16 protein-coding genes and 1 pseudogene are annotated in these 20,343 nt (G+C 47.9%); 10 read left to right on the plus strand and 7 right to left on the minus strand.

What is annotated here, in order from left to right; translation table 11 throughout:
- Positions 1-133 precede the first annotated feature (133 nt).
- Positions 134-1,402, minus strand: coding sequence for an HD domain-containing protein (locus tag HRE53_RS19675; RefSeq protein ID WP_235107640.1), 1,269 nt, complete (start codon positions 1,400-1,402; stop codon positions 134-136).
- Positions 1,386-2,618: a carboxyl-terminal processing protease CtpA gene (ctpA, locus tag HRE53_RS19680; RefSeq protein ID WP_235107641.1), complete on the minus strand. Its 1,233-nt coding sequence runs from the start codon at positions 2,616-2,618 to the stop codon at positions 1,386-1,388. Before ctpA ends, HRE53_RS19675 begins: the two co-directional genes overlap by 17 nt.
- 207 nt (positions 2,619-2,825) lie before the next feature.
- On the opposite strand from ctpA, the gene petB reads away from it, so the two are divergent.
- The 4 genes from petB (at position 2,826) to dprA (ending at position 7,023) form a co-directional block, all read left to right on the plus strand.
- Entirely contained in the window at positions 2,826-3,473 is a 648-nt protein-coding gene (petB, locus tag HRE53_RS19685) for a cytochrome b6 (protein WP_010471635.1), read from the plus strand.
- 117 nt (positions 3,474-3,590) lie between these two features.
- Complete coding sequence (gene petD / locus HRE53_RS19690) at positions 3,591-4,076, plus strand: cytochrome b6-f complex subunit IV (RefSeq protein ID WP_012164940.1); 486 nt, start codon at positions 3,591-3,593, stop codon at positions 4,074-4,076.
- Between the two features lie 1,110 nt (positions 4,077-5,186).
- Entirely contained in the window at positions 5,187-5,756 is a 570-nt protein-coding gene (gene def / locus HRE53_RS19695; RefSeq protein WP_235107642.1) for a peptide deformylase, read from the plus strand.
- 136 nt (positions 5,757-5,892) lie between these two features.
- A complete protein-coding gene (gene dprA, locus HRE53_RS19700) occupies positions 5,893-7,023 on the plus strand; it encodes a DNA-processing protein DprA (protein WP_235107643.1) in 1,131 nt (376 codons plus the stop codon).
- Between the two features lie 294 nt (positions 7,024-7,317).
- Here dprA and miaB read toward each other — a convergent pair whose 3' ends face one another.
- Positions 7,318-8,682, minus strand: coding sequence for a tRNA (N6-isopentenyl adenosine(37)-C2)-methylthiotransferase MiaB (gene miaB, locus HRE53_RS19705; protein ID WP_235107644.1), 1,365 nt, complete (start codon positions 8,680-8,682; stop codon positions 7,318-7,320).
- A 378-nt stretch (positions 8,683-9,060) separates the two neighbouring features.
- Here miaB and HRE53_RS19710 point away from each other — a divergent pair, with 378 nt between their 5' ends.
- A complete protein-coding gene (locus HRE53_RS19710; protein ID WP_235107645.1) occupies positions 9,061-10,104 on the plus strand; it encodes a fatty acid desaturase in 1,044 nt (347 codons plus the stop codon).
- 17 nt (positions 10,105-10,121) lie between these two features.
- On the plus strand, positions 10,122-10,670 hold the full coding sequence (locus tag HRE53_RS19715; protein ID WP_235107646.1) for a shikimate kinase: 549 nt from the start codon (positions 10,122-10,124) through the stop codon (positions 10,668-10,670).
- Here the strand turns inward: HRE53_RS19715 and HRE53_RS19720 are convergent.
- Genes HRE53_RS19720 through HRE53_RS19730 form a run of 3 tightly spaced genes read right to left on the minus strand, consistent with a single transcriptional unit; the run spans position 10,654 to position 12,145 of the window.
- The gene (locus HRE53_RS19720; RefSeq protein WP_235107647.1) at positions 10,654-11,109 is read right to left on the minus strand and encodes a Spy/CpxP family protein refolding chaperone; all 456 of its coding nucleotides are present in this window, start codon (positions 11,107-11,109) and stop codon (positions 10,654-10,656) included. The genes HRE53_RS19715 and HRE53_RS19720 overlap by 17 nt on opposite strands.
- Positions 11,097-11,585, minus strand: a complete 489-nt coding sequence (locus HRE53_RS19725; protein ID WP_235107648.1) for a hypothetical protein — start codon at positions 11,583-11,585, stop codon at positions 11,097-11,099. The genes HRE53_RS19720 and HRE53_RS19725 overlap by 13 nt, the downstream gene beginning before the upstream one ends.
- A complete protein-coding gene (locus HRE53_RS19730) occupies positions 11,582-12,145 on the minus strand; it encodes a sigma-70 family RNA polymerase sigma factor (RefSeq protein ID WP_235107649.1) in 564 nt (187 codons plus the stop codon). The genes HRE53_RS19725 and HRE53_RS19730 overlap by 4 nt, the downstream gene beginning before the upstream one ends.
- 144 nt (positions 12,146-12,289) lie before the next feature.
- On the opposite strand from HRE53_RS19730, the gene HRE53_RS19735 reads away from it, so the two are divergent.
- On the plus strand, positions 12,290-14,761 hold the full coding sequence (locus HRE53_RS19735) for a CHAT domain-containing protein (protein ID WP_235107650.1): 2,472 nt from the start codon (positions 12,290-12,292) through the stop codon (positions 14,759-14,761).
- On the opposite strand, the gene cobA is transcribed toward HRE53_RS19735, so the two are convergent.
- The gene (gene cobA / locus HRE53_RS19740) at positions 14,758-16,386 is read right to left on the minus strand and encodes a uroporphyrinogen-III C-methyltransferase (protein ID WP_235107651.1); all 1,629 of its coding nucleotides are present in this window, start codon (positions 16,384-16,386) and stop codon (positions 14,758-14,760) included. The genes HRE53_RS19735 and cobA overlap by 4 nt on opposite strands.
- A 205-nt stretch (positions 16,387-16,591) precedes the next feature.
- On the opposite strand from cobA, the gene HRE53_RS19745 reads away from it, so the two are divergent.
- The 3 genes and pseudogenes from HRE53_RS19745 (at position 16,592) to HRE53_RS19755 (ending at position 20,189) form a co-directional block, all read left to right on the plus strand.
- Complete coding sequence (locus HRE53_RS19745) at positions 16,592-17,314, plus strand: hypothetical protein (RefSeq protein ID WP_235107652.1); 723 nt, start codon at positions 16,592-16,594, stop codon at positions 17,312-17,314.
- Between the two features lie 168 nt (positions 17,315-17,482).
- Positions 17,483-19,150, plus strand: a complete 1,668-nt coding sequence (locus HRE53_RS19750; protein ID WP_235107653.1) for an ABC transporter substrate-binding protein — start codon at positions 17,483-17,485, stop codon at positions 19,148-19,150.
- Between the two features lie 9 nt (positions 19,151-19,159).
- Positions 19,160-20,189, plus strand: a pseudogene (locus HRE53_RS19755) (ABC transporter permease).
- The last annotated feature ends 154 nt before the right edge of the window (positions 20,190-20,343 follow it).

The following is a 20,343-nucleotide window of genomic DNA, read 5'->3' on the forward strand; positions in this document are numbered from 1 at the left end:
CTATCGGCAGAGATGTGATGTAACCATGTTACCCATTTTTCCCTCAGGGATACCGATGCTTTGAAGGCGAATTTCACTATCCCCTGCTTCAATTTTCTGGAGTGCCCAGCTCAGCTTTGTACCGTGACTATTGCTAGCGCTGTTCCCGTAAAACAGGGATCTGATTTAAATCACTTTCAATCCCTGGGGGATAAATAATCCAGCTTCGTCGAAAGGGTTGGATTAAAGCCTGGACGAGGACCGAAACGTCACTAATTTCAACCAGCCCTTGCCTCGTCAGTAAATTGATGCCCCGTTGGTATAGGGTATAGCCCCGAGTCAACGCCACTTGTAGCCCCGTATAGTATTTTGGGTCCCAGCCTTGTGCCTGCACCAAATCCTGGCTATGGGCCAAACACTCTTGCTGTTGAGCTGCGGTCAGATGGGTAATATCCATTGCCTTCATCAAATCTCGATTGAGATGGCGGCGACATAAATTACTCAAAATGGCATCATTACTTTGCTGCCATTGGTGCAGATGGTAGGTAAAAACAATATCATCTGCAGCTAGATAATCCTGCAAAGATAAATTGCCGTCCGTCTGGGATAGCCAGGCCCTCACCGTTTGATCGGCGCTAATTTTCCCTTCCTTTAATAGCTCTTTGGCTCGCCGAAAGGCTTGCACTAAGCCCCAGGCAGACGCCAAATTTTTGGGGTGATTGTAAATCTGAGCATACATAAAGTAGCGAACCACCAAATAATGCTCAATGGCAGCTTGTCCTTTCTGTTTCACGACTAACTGCTGGGTTTGGGGGTCATAATCCAACGCCATTAGAATTCGGTCTAAATCTAACTGGCCATAGGAAGCCCCGGTGAAATAGCTATCTCGTAGAAGGTAGTCGAGGCGATCACAATCCAACTGACTCGACACCAGTTGGCTGACAATGGGTAGCTCAAAGGTCTTTAAATAGACTTGTTCTAACTGAACCGCTAAATCAGCATCAAACTGATCGAGCAAGGTGCGGATGCGGGGAGACTCCCTCAGAATCGTGCGAGTCCAAGTCTCATGATGACTATTAAAAATGTCCTCGCCGGTATGGCTATAGGGACCATGACCAATATCATGCAGCAAAGCTCCACAAAGGACGAGGGCACGGTAGGACTGCAGTTGAGGATAGGTCTGGATTAATCGATCAAAGGCCAGCCGAGCGACATGCATCACCCCCAAAGAGTGAGTAAACCGAGAGCCTTCAGCTCCATGAAAGGTGAGACTGGCTGTCCCGAGCTGGCGAATACGCCGTAATCGCTGAAATTCAGGGGTATCTATCAACTGAATTAGCAGAGATTCAACCGGATCTTGGGCTGTTAAGGTAATGCTCCCATGTAAGGGATCGTGGTAAGTCCGACTAGGTAGAGGCTGCACTGGCAATCACCGCCGGTTCTGCCAGGATTTTGAGGGCCTGCTGATATTGGGTATCCGCATCCGTCCCCACTTGGTCACTACGCAGGGTTTTGAGATCAACGATTTTATCGGGTTTAATGCCCACCTTGTTGATATTGCGATGACTAGGGGTTTCATATTTAGCGATAGTGATCGCTAGACCTGAGCCATCAGACAAATTAAACAGGGATTGAATTGAGCCTTTGCCAAAGGTTTGCTCTCCTACTAATTGGGCACGACCATTATCTTGCAAGGCACCTGCCAAGATTTCACTGGCACTGGCACTGCCCCGATTTACCAAAACCATAAGAGGTGCATCCGTTAGAGAACCCATTTTAGAGTCAAAGCTATTGCGAATACCCTGTCGATCAACGGTATAGACAATTGGACTAGGGTTAAGCCACATCTGAGCAATTTCAACCCCGGCTTGCAAAAGGCCTCCTGGATTATTTCGCAGGTCCAAAATATAGCCTTCAGCTCCTTCGGCTTCTAGACGGGTAATGGCTGCCTGCATCTCCTGGGTGGCGTTGGCGTTGAATTGGCGCAGACGAATAAATCCAATGTCCTGACCGTTGGGCTGAGGTCGCAATTCAGCAAATACCGGGTTAATGGCAATGCGATCGCGTTTGATGGGAAACAGCAATACGCCTTGATCGAGTCGTTCCACTTTTAAATTCACGGTTGACCCAACGGGGCCACGCATGCGCTCAGCCGCTTCATCTAGGGACAGATCTGTGGTGGGAATATTGTCAATTTTGAGGATTTGATCCGCTGCTTGCAAACCTGCGATCGCAGCTGGAGAACCCTCAATAGGTGCTAAGACCTCTAAATAGCCAGACTCTTCATTCTGAATGATTTGTAAGCCGACTCCAGTTAGCTCTCCAGACGTACTGGTCTTTAAGCTCTTGTATTGCTTGGGTTGTAATAGACGCGTAAAGGGATCTCCCAGGCTGTCCAACATATCGCGGATGGCCTTGTAAGTAGCCTCCCGATCCGGCATTTGATTCGTTAATGCCTTTTGACGAACCATTCGCCAATCCTGATGATTGAAGGAGTCATCCACATAAGCTTGATCCACCAGACGCCAAGCTTCGTTATATAGCAACTGTTCTTCAGTCAAGGCTGTTGCAGGAGGAGCAACAGCTAGGATGAAGGCAAATTGCAGAATAAATATATAGCTAACAATACGTTTAATCATTTGTAAATTCTAACGATATTCGGCTTTATCTTGCTCCTCTAGCTCCTCTAAAGCGCTTTGTAACGTTGATTTTTTACTTGGCCATTCTCAAAAAAGAGTTCAATCGTCGTGAGTCAGGAAAATACCGCCACGATTTTCTGAAAGGGGTATAGGCACTGTGTTACATTTTTTATGAAGAGCGATACATTTTTTGGAACCCCTAGCTTTATGAGCAAAGTGTACGACTGGTTTGAGGAACGCCTTGAGATTCAGGCGATTGCCGATGACGTCACCACCAAGTACGTGCCGCCTCACGTCAACATTTTTTATTGCCTGGGTGGAGTTACCTTAGTTTGCTTTATTATCCAGTTTGCCACTGGATTTGCAATGACCTTCTATTATCGGCCGACGGTCACTGAAGCATTTAACTCCATTCAGTACATCATGACTGAAGTTAATTTTGGATGGTTGATTCGTTCCATCCATCGCTGGTCAGCCAGCATGATGGTCTTGATGATGATTCTCCATGTCTTCCGGGTTTATTTAACTGGCGGATTCAAAAAGCCCCGAGAGCTGACCTGGATCACTGGCGTTGTTTTAGCTGTGATTACCGTTACTTTTGGTGTAACAGGCTACTCTCTGCCCTGGGACCAAGTGGGTTACTGGGCTGTCAAAATTGTTTCAGGTGTTCCTGAAGCAATTCCTGTGGTTGGTTCTTCCATCGTTGAGCTGCTACGTGGTGGCACTAGCGTTGGTCAATCTACCCTTACTCGTTTTTATAGTTTGCACACCTTTGTTCTACCTTGGTTGATTGCAGTGTTCATGCTGCTTCACTTCCTCATGATTCGGAAGCAAGGTATTTCTGGCCCTTTGTAAACTCTTTTTAGGCTCTGAATCGGGTTTTCTGTTTTCGGAGTCTTGGACTTTTGACGTAAGTCTTTGTGAGAACCCTCACCTGCTGACCCAAAAATAGAACGGAGAACACGCGCAACCATGGCAAAAATACTTAAACAGCCTGATCTAAGCGATCCGCAGTTAAAGGAAAAGCTGAAGAAAGGCATGGGCCATAACTATTATGGTGAGCCTGCTTGGCCTAATGACCTTCTTTACATTTTCCCAGTGGTGATTATGGGAACGATCTCGCTGGTCATCGGCTTAGCGGTCTTAGACCCAGCCATGATTGGTGAGCCTTCTAACCCCTTCGCCACCCCCTTGGAAATTCTGCCTGAATGGTATTTATACCCTGTCTTCCAAATTTTGCGGACAGTACCCAGCAAATTGTTGGGCGTACTCATTCAAACCACAATTCCTTTGGGATTGATGCTTATTCCTTTCATTGAAAATGTGAATAAGTTTCAGAATCCATTCCGCAGACCCATTGCGACTAGCGTCTTCTTATTTAGCGTAGTCTTCACCTTATGGTTAGGAATTGGTGCAACACTCCCCATTGATAAGTCTTTGACTTTGGGATTGTTTTAAGTTCTGAACCCTCAGCTTTATAAGCAATAGGGGTATTAATTTTCTGAGCATCCATTTGCTAATGAGCAATGGATGCTCTTTTTGATCTAGGTAGCCTAAACTGGTCTTGATTGCAGATACCTAGCACCAGCTCAAGTGTCTATCAGTTTTTCAAGCTAAACGGTCAGTGTTCACCTAAACGATTAAATAATCTTATGGTTCTATCCACCCAGAAATAGTGAGCGTTCAGTTAGGGAAACACATTATTTTATTCTTGTAAATAATATTTATCTGCAAATTTAATCCCTGAAAATGTTAACCAAGAACATTTTCAGGGATTGTTAACTATTGTTAATTTTACTCAGGAATGGGACTGACAATTCCTAGATGGCTGTGTTAACTTGGAATCCAAGGGATTAGAAAAACTGATATTCTCGCTCTACGAAAAGAAAAGAGATATACACGATCTTTTTTCGACTGTTTAGAGAGCTAGTCCGCCTAGAAAATGTGTAACGTTTCTGCGCGATTTTTCTATATGCCTTGGGTGTTGGGAGTAATAAGTTAAGTGAGCTTTTTTGCCAGTTAACTTGCTTTTGTTGTAATGAGATTTTTTTTGGCGCACCTGTGCTGAAAAATGGCCTGCCCTAGGTTGCCGTGCCGCGGTTGAGAGGAACTTATCCTGCTCATCGTGGAAGTTTTGCATTCTTAAAAAAGTAGGCTAGGTCAACCTCATTGCGTTGATACTGCTAATTCTAAATCTACTTTTTCCCTCTTACACTCCTCTGCCATGCCAACTATCCCTTTCCCCATCCTGATTCTGACAATTTCGGCTCTATATCTTTTGTCCATTCATTTTCTGTTGCGCTTGCTGCATGATCGTGATCAGTTGCGTAGACCTTAAATCTAGGGAAACAGGAACTTCGATTAAACTATCAAAAATCTATTTTCCCTGATTTTTTCAGGTAATAGCCGGGTGTGTTGAACTCAACACACCCGGCTATTACTATCTGCAGGATAGATTGGGGAACTTGAGGTTTGGCAATTTTGAGGGACCTAACCTGGATTGAGTACAATTGAAAGATAGAGAAAAATTCTCTTAATCTATTACAGTTCCACCCTATACGCTTGGTTATGTCTTCTGAAGTTCTGGTTGAAAAGCGCAAACTTAAAAATCCTCCGCTAAATATTCATACCCTCGGCGATCGCGTGCTTAGACAATCAGCCAAGCGAATTTCCAAAGTGGATGATGAGATTCGGGAATTGGCCCGTCAAATGCTGCAAACGATGTATAGCGCTGATGGTATTGGCCTTGCAGCGCCCCAAGTAGCCGTAGGCAAGCAGCTTATCGTGGTCGATACCGATCCAGAAGAACCGGCCAACCAGCCAATTATTCTGCTGAATCCTAAGATCCGTCGCCATAGTGATGACTTAGCTTTAGGCCAAGAAGGTTGTCTGAGTATTCCTGGGGTGTATCTAGATGTGCGACGACCGGCCCAAATTGAAGTTGCTTATAAAGATGAGCAAGGCAGGCCGCAACTGATTGTGGCGACAGAGCTGTTGGCACGGGTGATTCAGCATGAAATGGATCATTTAACGGGCGTTATGTTTGTAGACCGAGTAGAGAATAGCTTGCTGTTGAACCAGGAATTGACGAAGCAAGGTTTCTCAAAACAAGCAGTTAAACCTGTTGAAGCCGCTTAAGATTTTAGGAACGAGCATCTAATATTTTTTCCTTTGATCTTGGCCTTCACGATACTTTGCACCATTGGAGTCGTTATTTTAGGTGCATAAACACGATATTTTAGGTGCGTAAACCGTATCGGTAGTTGGTGAAAAGGTGGAAGAACGCCCCTATTGGTTGGCTTGGTCGCAGATACCAGGTATCGGTCCGATTGTCCTTAAGCGTTTGCAGCAGCGTTTCGGCACTTTGTCCTCGGCATGGTCAGCAGATGCTGCCACCCTAGGAACGGTAACGGGGATTGGGGCTCAAACCCTGAGGGCGATCCAGAAGCACCGCCAAGGGGAAAATCCTACGGATCTGCTTGCTCAGCATGTACAGAAAAATCCTAGTTTTTGGTGCATGGCGGATGAAGCATATCCTCGGATACTCACGGAAATTGCTGATTCACCACCGCTGCTTTACTATCGAGGCCAAGTTCAGCTTTCTGAAAATCAGGGTAGTACTCCTCTGGTGGGGATTGTGGGAACACGAGATCCGTCTGAATATGCCAAGCGGTGGACTCGAAAGATTGCTTATGCTCTAGCAAAGCGGGGAATCACTGTTGTGTCAGGGATGGCGGAAGGAATTGATACCCAGGCCCATTTGGGTTGTATTGAGGGCGGTGGACGCACGATTGCGGTTCTAGGAACGGGGGTGGATATGATTTATCCACCCCGGAACCAAGGGCTGTATCAAAGAATTGAGCAACAAGGTTTGCTCTTGAGCGAGTATCCATCAGGGACCCAACCCAATCGAGCCCATTTCCCCCGTCGTAATCGGATTGTGGCGGGTTTATGTCGAGCTTTGCTAGTGATGGAAGCCCCAACGAAGTCAGGGGCGTTAATTACGGCGTATCAGGCCAATGAGTACAATCGCGATATTTATGTTCTGCCCGGTTCCTTGGATAATCCCCGAGCGATGGGGTGTTTGGGACTAGTGCAGCGAGGCGCCCAACTCATTTTAGGGATTGGTCAATTGCTGGACCAGTTAGGTACGATTCCACCCTTATCACCAGACCCTGCTTCTAGCATTCCTGAAATTCCTTCTACACTGCCACCCGTGCAAGCAGAAATTCTGAAAACGGTGAGCCAGCTTTGCCAACAATCAGGTGATGGCTCTGTCCCTTTCGATCTGATAGTTCAATCAGTTGAACTATCAGCAGGAGAAGTATCGGGTGAGATACTGCAGTTAGAGTTACAAGGTTTGGTTAATCAACTCCCAGGGATGAGATATGCCCCGAATTCCTAATGCTATGCCATAGATGTGATCTGAATGAGGATTAAAACTATTGACACTTTCCCACACTCAATCCTGTGACGAATGCAGAAGCTCATATTTGGTCTCTCAGCCATGGATGGCCCATCTATGTCCTGAATGTGCTCATTATTTATATGGTTATCCGAAGTGTGAGCATAACTTCTTACATGGGTATTGCAGTCTGTGTCATTGGGATGGTTCCGTCTCTAACTATATCCAGACGCTGAAGAATGAACATCAAGATTAGTCTGCTGATATGGGATTAACTTCATAAATAAACTGCTTCTAACTAGAGGCAGTCGCCAAAGCTGACAGAGGTTCTCCGGTCAGGCTGAAAGGACGTACCTCAATCACTTTTACCGAAATGATCTGACCCCGTAATTCTTCAATTTTGCCAGGGAAGAAGGTGAGACGATTGCCCCGGGTTCGGCCCATAACTTGAGTAGGGTCTTTGGGATTTTGGTCTTCTACGAGCACTTCTTCGATGCGGTTGGCATAACGTTGCGATCGCAACTCCGCACTCACTCCTACTAAACGATTCAACCGCTGCAACCGATCAGCTTTCACCTCTTCACTCAGCTGGTTATCCCATAAAGCTGCAGGGGTATTGGGACGAGGAGAATAAGCTGCCGTATTAACCAGGTCGAATTCAATCTCTTCCACCAACTGAAAAGTCTTCATAAACTGCTCTTCCGTTTCCCCAGGAAAACCGACAATTACATCGGCACTAATGGAAGCATCCGGCATCACAGCACGAATGTTATCAATAATGCGGCGGTATTTCTCCTGGGTATAACCTCGGGACATGGCCTTGAGAATATCGTTATCCCCAGACTGAAAGGGGATATGGAAATGCTCACACACTTTGGGCAGCTTATAACAAGCCTGAATCAAACGCTCCGTAAAATAGCGAGGATGGCTGGTGGCAAATCGAATTCGCTCAATGCCGGGCACATCATGGACAAAGTAAAGTAAATCCGTCAGGTTATGCTGATGCCGCCCTTCTGGAGTTGTTCCGGGTAGGTCACGGCCATAGGCATCGATATTTTGTCCTAGAAGCGTCACTTCTTTGAAGCCTTGTTCTCCGAGCTGGACCATCTCGGCTCGAATGACCTCTGGGGTGCGAGATTGTTCTATCCCTCGAACATTGGGGACCACGCAATAGGTACAGCGCTCATTACACCCATAGATCACATTTACCCAAGCAGTGACGGTACTATCCCGACGAGGCTTGGTAATATCCTCCACAATTTGAATCGGTTCCGTTGCCAACACCTGTTGACCGCTGGCCACTTGTTCTAATAAATCCTGGAGCCGATTGGCGTGCTGAGGACCCATCACCAAATCTAGTTCGGGCACGCGACGCAGCAGGGTATCCCCTTCTTGTTGGGCCACACAGCCTGCGACGACTAAGGTTAAATCCGGTTGTGCATGTTTGCGCTTCGCTTGCCGCCCTAAATAGGAATAGACTTTGTGCTCGGCATTGTCTCGAATGGTGCAGGTATTGCAGAGAATCAGATTGGCGTCATCTGGGTTCTCAGACCATTGGTATCCCATGTTTTCCAAAACCCCTGCCATCCGCTCAGAGTCAGCTTTATTCATCTGACAGCCATAGGTGGTGATGTGGTATCGGCGCGAATCTGAACTCATAAAGTTATGTAACGAAGTAAGAGGCTGAATGGGGCTGAAAAGAAGACTGTCCCTATGGTAATTCACTCAGGAATGGGTTCGCTAAAGTCACTGTCTATAAACGGGTTGCCGTCCTAGGAATCCCCGAGCAAAAACACCGATTGATCCCCAGATTATGTTATAAAAACATAAGTTTAGTTGTGTAAAGTGCTTTTGAGAAATATTGATTTGTCTTGCGATTAATTCAAGTCTCAAATGCTTTGCAATAGTAGCCCCCTAAGGATCAGAAGCCCATATAACCCGTCCAAGTTTGAAGCATTACAGCATGCTTGGCTAATGGCAAGACTGATAGAGGGTGCTTGATCACATATTTCAGCTCAGGAGATTCCTAATTCAGCTATGACTGCATCCCTTGTCAAGTCTGACTCTCAATTGCGGACGCTTACAGATCCGACGATTACCCTACAAGATGTTATCAAATCTCTGCCCAAGGATTGCTTTAAGCAAAATGCAGCGAAGGCTTGGACGGGTGCCATCATCAATGTGCTGATGGTCGCTTTGGGCTATGTAGCAATTATCAATTCTCCTTGGTATTTGCTACCCATTGCCTGGATCTTTACGGGCACGGCCCTGACGGGTTTCTTTGTGATTGGTCATGATGCAGGGCATCGATCTTTTGCTAAAAACCGGTGGGTGAATGATCTGGTGGGTCATCTGTTTATGGCACCTCTGGTCTATCCCTTTCATTGCTGGCGAATCTTGCATAACTTTCACCATACTCATACCAATGAGCTAGATGTAGACAATGCTTGGCGGCCCTTTGATAGCGCTGAATATGAAAGCCTTGATCCGGTCATTCGCACAGTTTATGAGCAAATTCGCGGTTATTTCTGGTGGGTGGGGTCTATTGTCCACTGGGCCAATCTTCACTTCAATTGGACCACCTTTGATGAGAAGGACCAGGATGATGTCAAGCTTTCCATTGGCGTTGCCGTATTGTTCGCTGCGATCGCATTTCCTGCCATCATCTACACCGCTGGCATTTGGGGCTTCGTCAAGTTTTGGTTGATTCCTTGGATGGTTTATCACTTCTGGATGAGCACCTTCACCATCGTTCACCACACTGCTTCTGATATTCCCTTTCAACCGACTGAAGTCTGGAACGCCGCAGAAGCTCAGCTTGTGGGTTCAGTGCACTGTAAATATCCTGGCTGGGTTGAATTCCTGTGCCACGATATCAATGTCCATGTTCCTCACCATGTTTCCACCGCGATTCCTTCCTACAACCTGCGTATGGCCCATCAAAGCCTGAAGGACAATTGGGGTCAATATGTGTATGAGCGCGAATTTAATTGGGCCTTGATGAAAGAAATTTCTGAAGAATGCCACCTTTACGATTCTGAGAAAGCCTATAAGTCTTTCAAAGATCATGCAGCGGGTTAAGCACCCAGCAATTGGCAATGATTAACCTTAAAGGGGTCAATCTTTACCTCGTCGGCATGATGGGGTGTGGTAAATCGACAACAGGCCGAGCCTTAGCTAAACAACTGGGTTACGGCTTTGTCGATACCGATGACCTGATTACCCAACTCACGGGTAAAGCGATCACGGATATCTTTGCTGAATCTGGTGAGAATTATTTTCGGCAGGTTGAATCCAAGGTCCTGTCCGAAGTGGCTGCCCACACTAAGCTTGTGGTTGCCACAGGGGGTGGGATTGTTCTGGAGAAAAAGAACTGGAGCTTTTTGCAGCATGGCCTTGTAATCTGGCTGGATGTGGAAGCCGAACAGCTCTGGCAGCGTCTCCAAGAGGACCAGTCCCGGCCGTTGCTGCAAAAACTGAATCCCCAACAAGTCTTAGAAGAGTTGCTGACTCAACGGCGACCTCTCTATCGGCAGGCAGATGTTCATATTCTGCTCAAGCCTAATCAAGCCTTAGAGTCTGTCTGTGACTCCGTTATCCAAGAAATCACCAAAGTGCTCCGACCCGAGGCTAGCTCTCAGGATTGAAGCGTCGCTGCCGCCGTCGCTCTGCTAACTTTTCAGCTAGCTGCTGCCGTTGGTCTGGTGTGAGGATCTTGCGAATGGCCATCATATTCTCAAACCGCAGCTTCAGGGTTTCCTGAGTGAGCTGATCTAAGGCCTGAAACTGGGTGCGAACCTCTGTGTCAGGAGCCTCTCCAGCAATCATGGCCTTCAACTCTTTCCGAGTTTGCCGCAGTAACTGGGCTTTCTCTCGGGTTTGAGGACCATACTGTTGACGGATGGCGCGAATCTCCCGTCGCTGTTGTCGAGAAAGCTGCAAGTCTTGGAATAGTCCGGGACGTTGTCTTTGACGTTCAGGGGATTGAGCCACACTCGGCTGCAAGGTATTTCCCACCCATTGCCCCAGGGAATATATCCCGATCAGGGCGAAACAAATAACGACTCCTTTGCTTATTCGTGACATGGTCTGGACCTCTTGCACGTAACGGTATTAGATTTAGCAATGACGGATGCTGATGGCCTTTGTCCCCACCATTCCCAGGGATCCGTCAATAAATCGGTTTCCCCGTCATTGAAGGGGTCAAAAGCGCTAGACCAACTCTCCGCCACAAAGGCTTCTAATTCTCCATCGGGTGGCATAGGCTGTTTTGCCGTTCGCCAAATTTGTGATCCGCCCCAGAACAGCGCAATGGTTGTTGCGATCGCAGCCGGAATACCCCATCTGGCCATCTTCCACCCCTCAGGCTCCAACGATGTTGGGGTTGAGGGGGACTGGGTAACTTCATCCAAAACGGCATGGAGAATCCTGTCCTCTAAGCCTAGGGACGAGTCGGGCACTTCTGGCTGATAACGTTGGAGAAAGTTCACCAAAGCGTCATCAGGGAGTGACTCCTCATGGGCATCAGAGCCGTTCAGATCAGGATCAGGAGGGTGGTTCATAGGGAAATCCCTTCATGTTGCAAAAATTTTCGGAGGGCTGCTCTGGCATGATGTAGACGAGACTTGACGGTGCCCACAGGAATTTCAAACATCTCGGCAATCTCTTGCTGAGGGAGATCTTGTAAATCATGGAGCACGATCACACTGCGATGTTCAAAGCTCAGTTGAGTCATGCCTCGTTTAATCAAATCCTGATAGTGAAGCTGCTGCCAATTGGGGGCAGTGGATTGGCTGGGAAGCTGATGGGTGAGGGATTGCCAGCGCATTCGCTTTTGGGCTGCCGACCGTCGATAATCTGCGGCCACATTCCACGTAATTCGATAGAGCCAAGTCGTAAACTTGGCCCGACCTTCCATTTTGGGTAACCCTTTCCATACCCGAACAAACACATCCTGAACGAGGTCATCTAATACCTCTGGATCACATAGAGACATCAGAGTTGACCGCACCCGAGCCTGATGCCGACGATACAAAACCCGGAAACTTTGGGTACTGCCCCGCAAACAACCTTGAATTAAGGCATGGTCTGAATCATCGGTTGACAGTTGTTCGGTACTCACCTTTAATTTTCTTTCAATAATTTATTACCGACAGCTCTTCTCTATCCCTTAGACTGAAACCAGCAAGGATTGGTTCAATGACATCAAAAAAGCGCTGCAGCCTGGCTGCTCCTTCAGGGTATCAATGTAAGGGAGATCTTTGGTATGACGAGCCCTGATTTCTCCGACTCCCTGACTTGGCTGGAACAGGCAAAAACTTATCTCGAAAAAAATCAGTATATTGATGCCCTGAATTGTATTCATCAAGGTCTAGCCCTGACCCCTAGGAATGCGGATGCCTGGCTGCAATGTGGCAATGTCCTGCAAAAATTGGGGTTTTATGGGGAAGCAATCACAGCGAACCATAATGCTCAACGCCTGTTCGGTAGCCCAGAAGCCAAACTTAAAATGATTCCCTTGGAGTCTTTATTAGCCAAAGCCCAGGGACAGTCAGAAGACCAGCCAACCCAGGTCAACCCAGGGTCGCCTGCCGTATCCTCACTCTCCGGACAAGATTTTGACTTTTGGCAAAAACGAGCCTTAGCTTGCACCAAAGCCAAGGATTATGACGCTGCATTGGCCGCCTACGATAAAGTACTGGCGTTTAAGGATCACCATGCCCAGGCTTGGTATCAACGGGGGCTGATTCTATTTCATTTGCAGCGATATCAGGATGCGATCGCAAGTTTTGATCAGGCCCTAGATCGCCAGCCCGATTTTTACCAGGCCTGGAATAACCGAGCCAGCATCTTAATTCAGCTCGGCAATGTCAAAGAAGCGATTCATAGCTATGAGCAAGCCCTGCGCTGGACCGATAAACAACTGTGGCAGGCTTGGGACGATCTGGGGATGGCGATGCTTCATCTTCAAGGGGTAGATGCTGGTATTGCTATCTGGAATCAAGGTATTGATGCCCTTTGGTGTGATGCCGATGATTATGCTTTGGGCTGTGGCAGTCTCCATCAGCGCAAAGGGGATTTTCAAGCTCAACAGGCTTGGCAAGATCCTTCTCCGACCAAGATGTGGAAGGTTGCAAAATTAAGCTATTTAAGAGCCCTTGATTTACTAGATTTCCAAACTTTCCCTCAGCATCACTTAGCGATTTGGCAATCTCTGCTGCAGGTGCGGTTCCATTTACAAGAAACGGCCGCTGTCCACTCCATGCTGCTTGAAGGCGCGATCAAACTTCAAACCATCAAGCAGGATGTCAATCTGTCTCCTGAGCAAGATCGACAACTAGAAGATCAATTTGCTGGCTTCCAACAGATGCAGGTCGATTGGTTGGTGCAGCAGAATCAATTAAAAGAAGCGATTCTTTGGGCAGAACGTTGTAAAGATCGCACCTTAGGATATTGGCGATCTGGCCCTGATTATGATCCGATTCAGCACCAATATACGGATCTACAACCGCTCCTCAATCCGCAGCGAGCCGTTATCTATTGGCATCTCAGTCCCGCCCACCTCTATACCTTTATCCTCAAACCGAACCAGGACCCAGTGCTGTTCTGTGCGCACTCCCTGGAGCCGGAGGCTGATAACCCAGGGAATCTGGATGCCGCTTTAATTGATCAGCATTTCTGCTTGCAATTGTGGCAAAAAAACTGGGATAAAGCCCAGCATCTCTCCCAAAAAAATCATGAGTCGGCTCTAGGGCTGGGAGCTGATTTTTGGCTCAAAGGGCAGGGGATTCAACTCCTAACCCAACTCAAAGAGATTTTAGCCATTGAGTCTTTATGCCAAGACACTTTATCTGGTATTCAGGAACTTATTCTGGTTCTGCCTGGGCAATGGCGTCACCTACCGATGACGGCCCTTTTCCCTGAGCAGATTAGCATTACGCTCCTCCCCAGTTTGCACATTGGCCTCAATCTACTGAAAGCAAAATCGTCCCCTCAAGACCACTTGTTAACCATTGTTCCTCCCAACGGATCTGAGGATGAAAAGGATAACAACCTCACAGAATTAGAGGCCCTGGCTATCGCCCGCTCTTACCAGCAGCATATTCAATTGGGAGGACTACAGCTGACTCAGAAGACGGTCTTGGCTGCCCTCAAAGTTTCGGCAGGGAGTATTCATTTTACGGGGGTGACGGCTACAGATCGTTCAACTGTCCCAGCACCAGCTTGGGTCTTGGCCGATGGACACCGATTGACCCTAGAGGACTTGTTCGAGTTGAATTGGCAGTCCTATGCAACGGTTTGCCTCTCGGGTGGTCCACAAAATCTGAAGCCGCTACCTGGGTTTATTCCCGATTTAGAAACCTGTTTGCTCTCTTTAGGGGTGCAGCATGTTCTCAAAAGCCTATGGGAGGTCAATCACTGTTCTCGGATCATGCTGATGACCCAGGTCCATCATCTTTTGCACCAAAATGGCAACCCAGTCCATGCCCTGCGGCAAGCTCAGCATTGGCTCCGCAACCTGACCTATCGGAATGCGATTCAATGGTGGATCACCGTGGGCAACACATTAGCATTAGACAGCTCACAAGCAACTACCCTCCAACGGATTGAAGCTGAACTCCAATTCGCAGCCCAAGAAGTGGGTCAAGATGTTTGTCCGTTTAGTCACCCCTGGTATTGGGTTGGGTTTACCATCTCTGGGAATTTCCCCGAGATGTTGGTGTGGAATGAGGCTTAATCTTGAGGCTGATAGTGATCGATAATACTTTGCGTTAAACCGTCTAGGGTATATTCCTTCGCTTCGATATCGACTCGTCCTAACAGCTCTTGGCAGGTCAATGAGGTTTGGGGACCAATGGAGGCGATTTTGAGGGGAGTGAGCCATGACTGAGGGTTACCCTCGCCAACGGATTGCTGAAGGAGCTGATAGAAGTAGCGGACGGTTTTGGAGCTGGCAAAGGTCACAATATCAATAGCTTGAGCTTGTAAGGCTTGGAGGGCCTGGGGGGCAATGGTGTCTGGACATCGCGATTGATAGGCGGCCACCTCCACCACCGTTGCCCCTTGCGTGGTGAACTGTTTAACTAAAACGTCTCGCCCACCACTTTCAACTCGGGGAAATAGCAAGGTTTGCCCCGTTAACTCTCCCCCTGGAAAATGCTCCACTAGGGCATCTGCAATGTAGTTAGGTGGGATATAATCTGCCTTTAATCCTTGCTTCTCTAAAGTTTTGGCTGTTTTACGACCGACCACTGCAATTTTGAGAGAAGCAAGGGCTCTCGTATCTAAGCCGGCATGGAATAAGCGCTCTAGGAATCGAGTGACGCCATTGGCAGAGGTTAAGATCAGCCAGTCAAAGCGATCTAGGGATGCGATCGCAACATCCAATTCTTGCCAAGATGACGGTGGGCCAATCTCCAATGCAGGCATATCAACCACCGTCGCTCCCATCGAAGTGAGAGATTGACTAAAGGTCGTGGATTGGGCAACGGCTCGCGTCACCAAGATAGTTTTACCCCCTAACGGTAAAGCCGACTGAATCGAAGAAGCGCCCATGGGAAATTGTGCAGAATCACTTCTATGAGCATATTCAGTGTTGGCAGGGAAAGAAAGCCCTAGGCTGGGTTGGAGATGAACGACATTGCCCACCACGATCACACAAGGCGATAGGGACTCTCCTTGGGTTTTGGCCACGATCGTTCCTAAAGTGCTCATCCAAACTTGCTGCTGGCGCCGACCTCCCCAACGAATAATGGCAATCGGATGTTGCTCAGGCTGACCGTTGTGTCTCAGGTGATGCACAATCGTTTCTAACTGGCGGGCCCCCATCAGAATTACCAATGTGTCGATCTGGGCCAAAACAGACCAGTCCAGGCTTTCTGGGGCATGGGCACTTAATACCGTAAAGTGCTGGCTTAAGTGGACATCGGTGAGAGGAATTCCTGCAAATAGTGGAGCAGCTAGGGCTGAAGAAATACCCGGCAAAACCTCAACATCACAACCTGCCGCTTTTAATGCGAGAACTTCAGACGTGGTACGCCCGAACACAAAAGGATCACCACTTTTAAGACGGACGACTTGATATCCTTGGCAACAATACTCGACTAACCAGCGATCAATATCCGTTTGAGGGGTGCTAGGCCCCTTGCCTCGCTTGCCAACTGGAATTTGTAAGCAAGTTTTCTTTACGAGGTTTAATAATTCAGGATTGATCAGGGCATCATAGAGGATGACGTCAGCCTGAGCAAGCAGGTTTTGTCCCATAACCGTAAGATAGTTATGTTCCCCAGGGCCAGCACCAATGATAAAAACCTTGCCCTGCGACTTAGGCGTTTGAGTTGTTGAATAGTTGTTTTCGCTCAAAACGATTGGATTTCAACTGCTTTGATCCTAGCTTGTATTGCTAGCAAGAGGCGATCCTCCTGCAGCCACAAGTTGTTTTTGTAAGCAGAATCTTCCATATCCTGAGCTGACAGTGCCGGGGAAAACTCAACGAGATCACTCACCAAATCGTAAGAATGACAGCTCTCTAGTAGTGAACATAGTGCTTAAGACGATGGAGAAACGGATGCGAAAAACAGTATTAGGGGTAACTTTTATCCTGTTATCTATGGGAATAGCGAGTTGTGGGCTAGTTGGGGGTGATGAGCCTGAAGCTGAACAGGCTTCCGAGACTCCCACCGAACAGTCTTTTCCCGATGCCTCACCCGAAATTCCCTCTCCCCCTGCAGCAAAGGTGGTCTTAACTCGCCCCACCAATCCTGACGAACGGTTACGGGTAGTGAAGAGTGGTCGTGTTGATCCCTTCGCGGAAATTGTTCCAGCCGTTGTCCCAGAGAATTCTTCGCCTCGCACCGTTCCCTCCCAGGGACGGCCCCCCTCAACGGTGAATGTGCCGAAAGCAACTGTGCCAGCAACTGCGCCGAAAGCAAGTTCTGCCCCCTCCGGAAAACCTTCTTCCCCTTCGACTAAACCCAGTACGACTCCTGGAAAGATTGTTTTGCCTACCTTACCCAAGCCAGAGGTTGCTCAAGGGGTAAAGGTAACAGGAGTGATTAATTTGGGCGGTCGGCCTAAGGCGATTCTGAAGGCACCCGGTGAAAACTCAACTCGTACCGTGGGCGTGGGGGACCGCATCGCCAATGGCCAGGTGTTGGTTAAGTCCATTAATCTCAGTAATCCTGCAGCGCCTGTTGTTGTGCTTGAACAATCTGGCATGAAAGTTAGAGTCAGTGTTGGCCAAGAGCCCATTGCCTTAGCGTCTGCGGATAAAGATAAAGACAAAAAATAGAGCCTCACCTAGTAAAGTTTCCTGAGTAGGGACGCGTCATATTTTGCCCTCTCACTATAGAATGGCAAGACAGTAGAGCCGGATCAATCATTTTGGATGATTTGATACTGTGCCTCTGCTGTCTTTCTGTATATGCGAGAGAAGCCCTTGTTGACTCCTTCCAACTTTTTGACGCGTCTTGTACTGAAATCCCTCAACTATCTGGCTCAGAGATGGCGATGGCGAGGGGCAAGGTTCTATCTCAGTTTGTGCTGTTGTTGTCTATTGTTGATTGTGGGGTGCCAGCCGCGCAATTCGGGGCCGAGCCTGTCAACCTCTGGAGCTGAGACTCGCTTAGCAATTGGCACCACGGGTAAAGTTAGAACCTTAGATCCCGCTGATGCCTTAGAACTCTTTTCAGGTAATCTCCTTTACAACATGGGAGATCGGCTATACGCCTACAACAGCGGCACGACAGAACTGATGCCACAGCTGGCTACAGAGCTGCCTAAAACGAGTGAAGATGGTTTAGTGTATACCATCCCTTTGCGAACGGATGTCGTTTTTCACGATGACACTCCCTTTGATGCCAAGGCGATGGAATTTTCCCTCAATCGCTTTATCAAAAATGGTGGACAGCCTGCCTTTTTATTGTCGGATGTCGTAGAGTCCGTGAAGGCCAAGTCAGCGACAGAGTTGGAGATTAAGCTGAAGAAACCGTTTGCAGCCTTTACAGACTTGTTGGCATTTTCGGGGCTAGTGGCCGTTTCGCCCACCGCCTACGAAATTGGTCCTGGCAAGTTTAATCCTTCCACCTTTGTGGGGACTGGCCCTTATGAGCTGGTTGACAATGGCAGCGACTCTATCCGTTTAAACCGCTTCGACAAATATTGGGGAGACAAGCCAGCCAACCCAGGAATTGACATTCAGAGTTTTACGAGCAGTGCCAACCTATACAACGCCTTTCGCACAGGATCCGTGGATATTGCCTATCAATCTTTGAATCCTGAACAAATTGAGTTATTGACGAAAGCAGCTGATAAAGGGGACTGGCAAGCCATCACTGGGCCAGGTAGCAACATTACCTATGTCAGCCTGAATCTCCGGGACGAAACCTTGAAAAAACCAGAGGTTCGCCAAGCCTTAGCCCTAGCTATTAATCGGCAATTGATCCAGAACCGAGTGTTTGATGGTCAAGTTGACCCGCTTTATAGCTTGGTGCCTAGTATTTTTGATGTCAGCAAACCGGTATTTCAAAGTGATAGTGGTAATTCTGATGCCGCCAAGGCCAAAGAGCTGCTGACCCAGGCAGGATACACCACTGAAAAGCCCCTGGAAGTGGAGTTTTGGTATCGTTCTAATGTCCCCAGTGATGGCCCTGCAGCTACGACGATCAAAGCTTATATTGAGCAAGAGCTGAAAGATTTAGCCAAGGTAGAACTGAAAAGTATTGAATCAGCCACAGCCTATAACAATTTGGATAAAGGTACCTATCCGATGTTTATGCTGGACTGGAGTGGCGATTACTATGATCCCGATACCTATATCCATCCTTTCTTAGACTGTTCAGAAGGAAATGCTGAGGAAGGCTGTAAAGAAGGCGCTACCGTTGGACAAGGATCGTTTTACTACAGTGAAAAAATGAATCAGCTGATCGATCAGCAGCGCCAAGAACAAGACCCGAGCAAGCGCCAGAAAACCTTTGAAGCGATTCAAGATCTGCTTGCCCAGGATGTTCCCTTTATTCCCCTCTGGCAACGCAAAGAATATGCTTTTGCCCGGCCTGATATTCAAGGTGTGCGCCTTGAACCGACCCAAGCTATGCCTTTTGCATCTCTCAGTCGTTCCTCTACATAGGACGTTATTATGTCTCGCTCCCGAGCCCTTCAGTCTTATGTAGTGGCCCGCTTATTGCTGGCCCCTTTGATGTTGTGGACCGTAACCACTGTCGTGTTTTTTGTTGCTACGAGCAACACCGGGGGATCCGGTAGATGCCATCTTAGGGCCAAAAGCGCCGGCGGCTCAAAAACTAGCGCTGCGATCGCAAATGGGATTAGATCAACCCCTATGGCAGCAATATACCCATTACATGGGAGATCTATTGCAATTTGATCTAGGCACCTCCCTGACCAGCCGGGGTCAATCCGTTTGGGATATTATTCAGCAGTTTTTCCCTGCCACTTTGGAGCTGGCATTTTGCAGCATGATTGTGGCTTTGATGATTGGTGTCAGTGCTGGGATCCTTTCAGCATCCAGGCCTGGAACGGTGTTTGACCTGGGGGGGAGACTCTTTGGCATTATTACCTATGCGTTACCGATGTTTTGGGTGGGGATGTTGCTGAAGCTTTTTTTTGCGGTTCAATTGGGCTGGTTCCCGGATGGCACTCGGTTCCCGACACGAGTATTACCCCCCCCCCAAGGCCCCACCGGCTTATATCTGATTGATAGTGTCCTTGCAGGAGACCTGCATGCTCTGGGCTTAACGCTCTACCATTTAGCGTTACCGAGTATCACATTAGGACTGGTTCTCAGCGGTATTTTTGAGCGAATTGTCCGGGTCAATCTAAAGCAAACGTTACAAGCGGACTATGTGGAGGCTGCTCGGGCCCGAGGGATTCCTGAAGGACGGATTCTAGTGGTTCACGCTCTCCGTAATGCCCTGATTCCAGTCATTACCGTTTTGGGACTTACCTTTGCAGCTATGTTGGGTGGTGCAGTGCTCACTGAGGTCACGTTCTCTTGGCCGGGGCTAGGAAATCGCCTTTATGATGCAATTTCACTTCGCGACTATTTTACGGTTCAAGGCATCATTGTCTTTGTCTCCGTCATTATTGTCATGGCTAGCATCGTGATTGATATCGTCAATGCCTACGTTGATCCCAGAATTCGATATTAGGGTTACGGTTGGTTGTCGGTAATCCCTCTGTTGGGGCGAACCCTTGACTAGAGAGAAGGATTAAACTTAAAACAAAGCAAGATTTGGGGCAGAGGATTGCCGATGACTGTCAGAATAATTCTGGTTGTCTTACCGATTATCGGGTCAGTCCTAT

This window comes from Acaryochloris sp. 'Moss Beach' (assembly GCF_021497025.1).
GTDB classification, from domain to species: domain Bacteria; phylum Cyanobacteriota; class Cyanobacteriia; order Thermosynechococcales; family Thermosynechococcaceae; genus Acaryochloris; species Acaryochloris marina_A.

Bases quoted from the DNA above. Each gene is read 5' to 3' on its own strand.
- ctpA (WP_235107641.1), bottom strand. From the start codon at position 2,618: ATGATTAAACGTATTGTTAGCTATATATTTATTCTGCAATTTGCCTTC.
- petB (WP_010471635.1), top strand. From the start codon at position 2,826: ATGAGCAAAGTGTACGACTGGTTTGAGGAACGCCTTGAGATTCAGGCG.
- petD (WP_012164940.1), top strand. From the start codon at position 3,591: ATGGCAAAAATACTTAAACAGCCTGATCTAAGCGATCCGCAGTTAAAG.
- def (WP_235107642.1), top strand. From the start codon at position 5,187: ATGTCTTCTGAAGTTCTGGTTGAAAAGCGCAAACTTAAAAATCCTCCG.
- miaB (WP_235107644.1), bottom strand. From the start codon at position 8,682: ATGAGTTCAGATTCGCGCCGATACCACATCACCACCTATGGCTGTCAG.
- HRE53_RS19710 (WP_235107645.1), top strand. From the start codon at position 9,061: ATGACTGCATCCCTTGTCAAGTCTGACTCTCAATTGCGGACGCTTACA.
- HRE53_RS19715 (WP_235107646.1), top strand. From the start codon at position 10,122: ATGATTAACCTTAAAGGGGTCAATCTTTACCTCGTCGGCATGATGGGG.
- HRE53_RS19720 (WP_235107647.1), bottom strand. From the start codon at position 11,109: ATGTCACGAATAAGCAAAGGAGTCGTTATTTGTTTCGCCCTGATCGGG.
- HRE53_RS19725 (WP_235107648.1), bottom strand. From the start codon at position 11,585: ATGAACCACCCTCCTGATCCTGATCTGAACGGCTCTGATGCCCATGAG.
- HRE53_RS19735 (WP_235107650.1), top strand. From the start codon at position 12,290: ATGACGAGCCCTGATTTCTCCGACTCCCTGACTTGGCTGGAACAGGCA.
- HRE53_RS19745 (WP_235107652.1), top strand. From the start codon at position 16,592: ATGCGAAAAACAGTATTAGGGGTAACTTTTATCCTGTTATCTATGGGA.